Raw genomic sequence first — 7034 nt, 5'->3', positions numbered from 1 at the left:
ACCACGCTGGCGCGGCTGCCCAGCACCGGCTCGGCGACAAAGCCACCGGCCACCAGGGCGACGGCAGCAAGCTGGCAGCCGGCGACCGGCTGGCCTTTGTGCCGAATGAAACCACCATACCGGCACGCCGCCTGCCCGACGACGCCCCGCCCGACTATGGGGAAACGCCCCGGCTGGCGCTGATCCCCGGCGCCCAGTTCCGCTTTTTCGATGACGCCAGCCTGCTCAACGCCTTCGGCCGGCCCTGGCGGGTGGACAACCGCTCGGATCGCATGGGCATCCGCCTGCAGGGGCCGGCGCTGCACTGCTCCATCACCTCGATGATCTCCGAGGGCATCAACCTGGGCGCGGTGCAGGTGCCGCCGGACGGCCAGCCCATAGTGCTGCTCAACGACCGCCAAACCATCGGCGGCTATCCCCGCCTCGGCACCCTGACGCCCCTGGCCTGCTCCCGCCTGGCCCAGTGCCGGCCGGGCCAGCCGCTCTGGCTGTACAGCGCCGCCACCGACGCCGCCCAACGGGAATACCGGCAATTCAGGGCAAGGTTCGAGTAAAACGAAGGCGCGATCACATCAACATCCGACAGACGCCGCCGTCCTCACATGGACACGGATACCCGAAGGTTGCACCATAGCGGGCACTTCGGCCCCCAATCACAACTGGAATGCCTGCATGAGCGAATACCAATACTACGAGTTTGCCGCCCTCGATCGGCCCCTGAGCAGCCGGCAGCAGGCCGAGCTGCGCGCCCGCTCCAGCCGGGCCACCATCACCAGCGGCAGTTTTATCAATGAGTATCACTGGGGCGACCTCAAGGGCAATCCCGTGGAATGGATGCACCGTTACTTCGACGCCCACCTCTACTCGGCCAACTGGGGACATTGCCAGCTGATGCTGAAGCTGCCGACAGACGCCCTGGACCAGGCCATGCTGGAGGCCTGCCTGCAGCCCTCGGCCGAGCACGGCCAGAGCGATGCCTTAGAAAGCAGCGTCACCGGCCGGCACTGCGTACTGACCTGGAGCCTCAACGACGAAGCCGGCGAGAACGAGCGGTTCTGGAGCAAGGACGACGGTCCCGGCTGGCTGAGCCGGTTGCTGCCCCTGCGGCAGGAATTGCTGAGGGGCGATACCCGGCCCCTGTACCTCGGCTGGCTGGCCCGTCTCAGCGCCGGCGAACTGGGCGATGACGATCTCGAGCCGCCCTTGCCGCCCGGCCTGGCAACCCTGACGCCCGCCCAGCAGGCACTGGTGGACTTCCTGGAAATCGATCCGGACTGGCTGCAGGCCGCGGCGGCGGCCAGCCCGGCCGAACCCGGGCAGGAAGAGCAGGAATACGATCTCTGGCTGGAACAGCAGCCGCTGCCGGCACTCAGACAGGTGGCGCGCCTGCTGCTCGAAGGCCGGGGGATGGAGGCGGAACGCGGCCTGCGCCGGCGCTTTCTCGACTGGCAACGGGGCCGCCGCCCCCGGATATCGAGCGCTCCCCGCCGCACCCTGGCCCAGATCGCCACCGGCTACGCCACCGTGCGCGAGCGGCGCCTCGAGCGCGAACGGCTCGCCCAGGCCGAGCTAGAGGCCAGACGCCTGGCCGAACACAGGGCCCGTCTCGCCGCCCTGGCGGCGGATCCGGAGCGGGTCTGGCAGGAGATGGATGTGCAGCTCAAGCGGGGATCCGGGAGCAGCTATGATCAGGCCCTGAATCTGGCCCGGACGCTGGCGGAAGCCCTGCGCCATGCCGGCAGGGAGGAGGACTTCAAGCAGGGCCTGGCCGAGCTGCAACGCCACCACGGCAAGCGCCCGGCCTGGATCACACGGCTCAGACAGGCCGGATTGCTGGGTTAAGCCGTTGCCCGCCAATCCAGCTCTGTTCCGTCCTCCAGAATGGCGGCCAGGAAGGAAGGAGAAATGCGGTGGGCATCGACGATGTCCACCCGATAAGGCAGAGTCGACTGTTCAAAGGCTTCCTCCAATTGGAACAGCAGTGCCCGGGGAATCTTGTCCGGTCCGGTCAGCAGCAAATCCAGATCAGAATAAGGGCGGCTCTTTCCCGCCTTGGTACGAGAACCGAACACACTGACCCGGATCTCCGGTGGCAGGTGGCGCCGCAACAATGACAGCACCAGTTCCCGCTCGGACAGGCTCCACTCAATCATTGCGTGCGGCCAGGGCATCCCGCAGCAGGCGGGCCTGCCGGAAGAAGAGTTCGGCACCGGTACAGACCTCGTTGGCGGTCTCTTCATCGTAGGTATGGGAAGTCAGGTTGCGCAGCTTGTGGAAGAACATCCACTGCTCCACATCCGCGATCAACCGGTGTTCGGCCGCGATGCGGAACAGCTCCCGCCGGGAGACCCCGTCCACATAGACGGCGCCCAGGTTGGCCTCCAGCCAGCGCTTGATAAACTTCCAGCTGAGCTCATAGGTGAACTCGAAGCGCTGTACCAGCCCGTAACGCAGGGTGTTGTACTGGCCGGGTGTCAGCAGCAACTTCAGTTCCTCGGACCCGCCGGCCCTGATGGCCTCATCCAGGGCGTGCAGCGCTTTTTCGAAAGCGGATAAATCCAGCATTCGTGACTCCAGTTAGCAAAGGTTCGGAGAACGTATACTCCTATCCTACCCAAACCGGCGCGACTCCCGGTTGACCTCGTCCACCTGGCCGTTCAGGGTCCAGTAGTCGTAGAGGTAGCCGAGCAGGAAGAGGCCGCCGGTGAAGAACCAGATGATGGCGGTGATCCACTTGCCCATATAGAGCCGGTGGGCGCCGAAGATGCCGAGGAAGGTCAGCAGTATCCAGCTGACGTTGTAGTCCTTGGGCCCGACCACATAGCGGCGCTCGGCGGCGCGGTCCATGGAAGGGATCAGGAACAAGTCCACTATCCAGCCAATAAAGAACAGGCCCAGGGTAAAGAAGTAGATAGTGCCGCTGATGGGGCGGCCGTAGTAGAAGCGGTGCGCGCCCATAAAGCCGAATATCCACAGGATATAGCCGATCACCTTGCTGTGCGTGTTGTTGACAATCACCCCTTTCCCCTCGCCCTGTCTTGAAAGGGGGGATTCTACTCCCGGAACGCCCGGGCGGCCATCCGTTAGCACAGAGGGGCGACGACAGGCGTCGCCCCGATGCGCCCTCAGCGGCTGGCGGAGTAGCTGTTGTCCCAGTCCTTCCATACCGGCTGCAGGCCGGCGGCGGCCACCGCCCTGGCCACCTCGGCCGGGGCGCGGTCGTCGTCGATCTCGAACTGCTCCAGCTCAACGGTGGCGTCGGCGTAGCCGCCGGGCTGGGTCTTGGAGCCGGCGCTGATGCTGGTGATGCCGAGCGGGATCACCTTGTCGCGGAACTGCTCCGACTCCCGGGTGGACAGGCTGAGCTCCAGCTCCTGGTCGAACAGCCGGTAGGCGCAGATCAACTGCACCAGTTGGCGGTCGCTCATCACCGACTTGGGCTCCACCCCACCGGCGCAGGGCCGCAGGCGCGGGAAGGACACCGAATAACGGGTCTGCCAGTAGTGCTTCTGCAGGTAGCGCAGGTGCGCCGCCACGTAGAAGCTGTCGGCGCGCCAGTCCTCCAGCCCGAACAGGGCGCCCAGGCCGATCTTGTCGATGCCCGCCTTGCCGAGCCGGTCCGGGGTTTCCAGCCGCCAGCGGAAGTCCTTCTTCTTGCCGCGGATATGGTGCTGGTCGTAGGTCAGGTGCTGGTAGGTCTCCTGGTACACCATGACGCTGTCCAGCCCGTATTCCCGCAGCTCGGCGTATTCCTCTTGGGACAGGGGCTGCACCTCCATCATCAGGTAGCTGAAGTGGCGCTTGATGATCGGCAGCACCCGCTTGAAGTAGTCGAGCCCCACCTTGCCCTCGTGCTCGCCGGTCACCAGCAGCACGGTGTCGAAGCCCATGGCCTTGATCGCCAGGCATTCCCGCTCTATCTCGTCCTCCGTCAGGGTGCGCCGCTTGAGCCGGTTGCTCATGGAGAAGCCGCAGTAGGTGCAGTCGTTGGCGCACAGGTTGGACAGGTAGAGCGGGATATAAAAGCCCACCGTATTGCCGAAGCGCTGGCGGGTCAGGCGCCAGGCCTGCTGCGCCATCTGCTCCAGGTAGGGCTCGGCGGCCGGCGAGATCAGCGCCATAAAGTCCTGCAGATCCCGTTTCGGCCGGGCCAGGGCCCGCTCCACGTCCCGCGCCTGCTTGCCGTAGATGCTCAGCTTGATGTCGTCCCAGTCGAGGGACGACCAGACCTCGAAGAAGCTCATAACGCCCCCAGGAAGGCGGTGAGCGGGCTGGAAGCCTGGGCCTGGTGGCTCTGGCCGGCCAGCCCCGCTTCAAAGGCCATCCGTCCGGCTTCCACCGCCAGCCGGAAGGCCCGGCCCATGGCCACCGGATCGCCGGCCACGGCGATGGCGGTGTTCACCAGCACCGCATCGGCGCCCAGCTCCATGGCGTAGGCGGCGTGGCTGGGCGCGCCTATGCCGGCATCCACCACCACCGGCACAGTGGACTGCTCGATGATGATCTCGAGGAAGTCCCGGGTCACCAGCCCCTTGTTGGAGCCGATGGGGGCGCCCAGCGGCATCACCGCCGCGCAGCCGGCTTCTTCCAGCCGCTTGCACAGCACCGGGTCGGCGCCGCAGTAGGGCAGCACCACAAAGCCCTCCTGCACCAGCCGCTCGGCGGCGCGCAGGGTTTCGATGGGATCGGGCAGCAGGTATTTGGGGTCCGGGTGGATCTCCAGCTTGAGCCAGTTGGTGCCCAGGGCCTCCCGCGCCAGCCGGGCGGCGAACACCGCCTCGTCGGCGTTTTTGGCGCCCGAGGTGTTGGGCAGCAGGTTGACGCCCAGCGCCAGCAGCGGCGGCAGTATGTCGTCGCTGTGGGCCTTGAGGTCCACCCGCTTCAGGGCCATGGTCACCAGCTCGGAGCCGCTGGATTCGAACGCCGCCTTCATGACGGCGCCGTTGGCAAACTTGCCGGTGCCGGTGAACAGGCGGGAAGTAAAGGTCTTGTCGGCGATGGTCAGGCTCATCTCAGCCTCCGGCGATGGCGTGGAACAGGGTGATGGTGTCGTCGGGCGCCAGGGCCTGCTCGGGCCAGCGGCCGCGGGCCACCACCTGCTGGTTGAGGGCGACCGCCACCCCGGGTTTGTCTTGCTCAAGCTCCGCCAGCAGCCGGCCCAGGGTGGTGCCCTCCGCCAGCTCCAGCGCTTCGTCGTTCAGGGTTACGCGCATGATGATTCTCCACTCTCTGGGCCGCACACGGGGCAGGCCGGATCCCTGGGCACCTTGAGGCTGTGCCAGCGATGGGCCTTGGCCTCGAACAGCTTGAGTTCGCCCCAGGGCACGCTGCCGGTGCCGGTTAAAAACTTGATGGCTTCCAGCGCCTGCAACAGGCCGATGGTGCCCACCACCGGGCCGATCACGCCGGCGTTGCCGCAGTTGAGCCGCTCGCTCTGTTCCGGCTGGTACAGGCAGCGGTAGCAGCCGTGATCCAGTTCCGGGTTGAGCGCCAGCAACTGGCCCTCGAAGCGGATGGCGGCTCCCACCAGCAGCGGCTTGCCCCAGGCGTAACAGGCAGCGTTGATGGCTTGGCGCACCGCCATGTTGTCGGTGCAGTCCAGCACCAGATCCACCTCGGCCACGAAGTCACCCAGGGCGCCTTCGTCCAGCTTCTGGTTGACCGCGATCAGCTCCACCTCGGGGTTGAGCCTGTGCAGCTTGTCCCGGGCCACCTCGGCCTTGCTCAGCTTGAGGCTGTCGCTGTCGTACAGGGTCTGGCGCTGCAGGTTGCTCACCTCTATCTGGTCGAAGTCGGCCAGCCAAAGGGTGCCCACCCCGGCCGCCGCCAGGTACTGGGCGGCGGGCGAGCCCAGGCCGCCCAGGCCGACGATCAGCACGGAAGCGTTTTTCAGCCGGAGCTGGCCGGCCTCGCCCACCTCTTCCAGCAGCAGGTGGCGGCTGTAGCGCAGGAATTCGCCGTCACTCAGCATGATCCCCCTCCACCAGAGCCAGCAGCTCGCGGGTAGCCGCATCCGGATCCGCCGCCTCGGTGATGGCAGTAACCAGGGCGATGCTGCCCACCCCGGTCTCGGCCACCAGCGGTACCCGCTCCCGGCCGATGCCGCCGATGGCCACCAGCGGGTAGTCGTCCATCAGCGCCACGTAACGGCCCAGCCGCGCCAGGCCCTGGGGCCGGGACGGCATGTCCTTGGTCTTGGTGGGGAAGATATGCCCCAGCGCCAGGTAGGAGGGCCTGAGCTCCCGGGCCCGCAGCATCTCGTAGTAGCCGTGGGTGGACAGCCCCAGTTTCAGGCCGGCGGCGCGGATGGCCTCCAGATCCGCCACTTCGATGTCCTCCTGGCCCAGGTGCACGCCGTAGGCGCCGTGGCGGATGGCCAGCCGCCAGTAGTCGTTGATAAACAACCGGGCGTTAAAGCGTTTACCCAGGGCCACCGCCGCCTGGATATCGGCCTCCACCTCGGCATCCATCTTGTCCTTGATGCGCAGCTGCAGGGTGCGCACGCCCTGCCCGAGCAGCCGCTCCAGCCAGGCCACCGAGTCCACCACCGGGTAGAGCCCGAGCTTCAGGGTATCCATGGGCGCGAAGGCACCTTGGGGCAGGCTGCCCTCGAGCCCCAGCCGCTTGCCCAGGGCCGAGCCCGGCATCACCACGGTGGGGAAGTCTTCGCGTCGGTCGGGCCAGCCCAGGTGGGCCACCGGGCCGGCGCCCTTGCCCAGCCCTTCGGCGGCCTTGAGTCCCTGGTTGACGTAGGCCTTGGCCAGCACCAGGGCATCCTCGATCGGGTAGTCCTGGGCCACGGCGGTGGCGATGGCCGAGGCCAGGGTGCAGCCGGTGCCGTGACCGTGAACGGTGTCCAGCCGGGGGCTGGCCAGCCAGATCTCGCGTTGGCCGTCGGTAAAGTAGTCGAGGGCCTGATCCCCGCTCCACGCCAGGTGGCCGCCCTTGACCAGCACGGCGCGCGCGCCCAGCTCCAGCAGGGCCGCGGCGCCGTGCTGGTCAAGGGCGGCCACCTGGCGTGGAGCGGGGATCAG

The 7034-nt window shown here is 67.0% G+C and carries 10 protein-coding genes; 2 read left to right on the top strand and 8 right to left on the bottom strand.

Annotated features, from left to right (window positions below; translation table 11 throughout):
- Together CGX12_RS18415 and CGX12_RS18410 are read left to right on the top strand one after the other, a co-directional pair.
- Positions 1 to 554: 5-oxoprolinase subunit C family protein (locus CGX12_RS18415; protein ID WP_497045908.1), on the top strand; the 554-nt coding region annotated here is incomplete at its 5' end.
- 118 nt (positions 555 to 672) lie between these two features.
- On the top strand, positions 673 to 1842 hold the full coding sequence (locus CGX12_RS18410) for a hypothetical protein (RefSeq protein ID WP_094041324.1): 1170 nt from the start codon (positions 673 to 675) through the stop codon (positions 1840 to 1842).
- Here the strand turns inward: CGX12_RS18410 and CGX12_RS18405 are convergent.
- From CGX12_RS18405 to thiE, 8 genes are all read right to left on the bottom strand, one after another.
- Positions 1839 to 2153 (bottom strand): nucleotidyltransferase family protein, encoded by a 315-nt coding sequence (locus CGX12_RS18405; protein ID WP_094041323.1) that lies wholly within the window; start codon positions 2151 to 2153, stop codon positions 1839 to 1841. The genes CGX12_RS18410 and CGX12_RS18405 overlap by 4 nt on opposite strands.
- Complete coding sequence (locus CGX12_RS18400) at positions 2146 to 2565, bottom strand: HI0074 family nucleotidyltransferase substrate-binding subunit (RefSeq protein WP_094041321.1); 420 nt, start codon at positions 2563 to 2565, stop codon at positions 2146 to 2148. Before CGX12_RS18400 ends, CGX12_RS18405 begins: the two co-directional genes overlap by 8 nt.
- A 45-nt stretch (positions 2566 to 2610) precedes the next feature.
- Positions 2611 to 3018, bottom strand: coding sequence for an NINE protein (locus tag CGX12_RS18395; protein ID WP_254918347.1), 408 nt, complete (start codon positions 3016 to 3018; stop codon positions 2611 to 2613).
- A 107-nt stretch (positions 3019 to 3125) separates the two neighbouring features.
- Complete coding sequence (gene thiH, locus CGX12_RS18390) at positions 3126 to 4244, bottom strand: 2-iminoacetate synthase ThiH (RefSeq protein ID WP_094041317.1); 1119 nt, start codon at positions 4242 to 4244, stop codon at positions 3126 to 3128.
- Positions 4241 to 5011 (bottom strand): thiazole synthase, encoded by a 771-nt coding sequence (locus CGX12_RS18385; RefSeq protein ID WP_094041316.1) that lies wholly within the window; start codon positions 5009 to 5011, stop codon positions 4241 to 4243. Before CGX12_RS18385 ends, thiH begins: the two co-directional genes overlap by 4 nt.
- A gap of 1 nt (position 5012) precedes the next feature.
- The gene (gene thiS, locus CGX12_RS18380) at positions 5013 to 5213 is read right to left on the bottom strand and encodes a sulfur carrier protein ThiS (RefSeq protein WP_094041314.1); all 201 of its coding nucleotides are present in this window, start codon (positions 5211 to 5213) and stop codon (positions 5013 to 5015) included.
- On the bottom strand, positions 5204 to 5971 hold the full coding sequence (locus tag CGX12_RS18375) for a HesA/MoeB/ThiF family protein (protein WP_094041312.1): 768 nt from the start codon (positions 5969 to 5971) through the stop codon (positions 5204 to 5206). Before CGX12_RS18375 ends, thiS begins: the two co-directional genes overlap by 10 nt.
- Positions 5961 to 7034: thiamine phosphate synthase (gene thiE, locus CGX12_RS18370; RefSeq protein WP_142995692.1), on the bottom strand; the 1074-nt coding region annotated here is incomplete at its 5' end. The genes CGX12_RS18375 and thiE, both read right to left, overlap by 11 nt.

Origin of the sequence: Zobellella denitrificans, assembly GCF_002237365.1 — a bacterium.
GTDB classification, from domain to species: Bacteria; Pseudomonadota; Gammaproteobacteria; order Enterobacterales; family Aeromonadaceae; genus Oceanimonas; species Oceanimonas denitrificans.
This window is presented reverse-complemented; position numbering and strand designations above follow the sequence as displayed.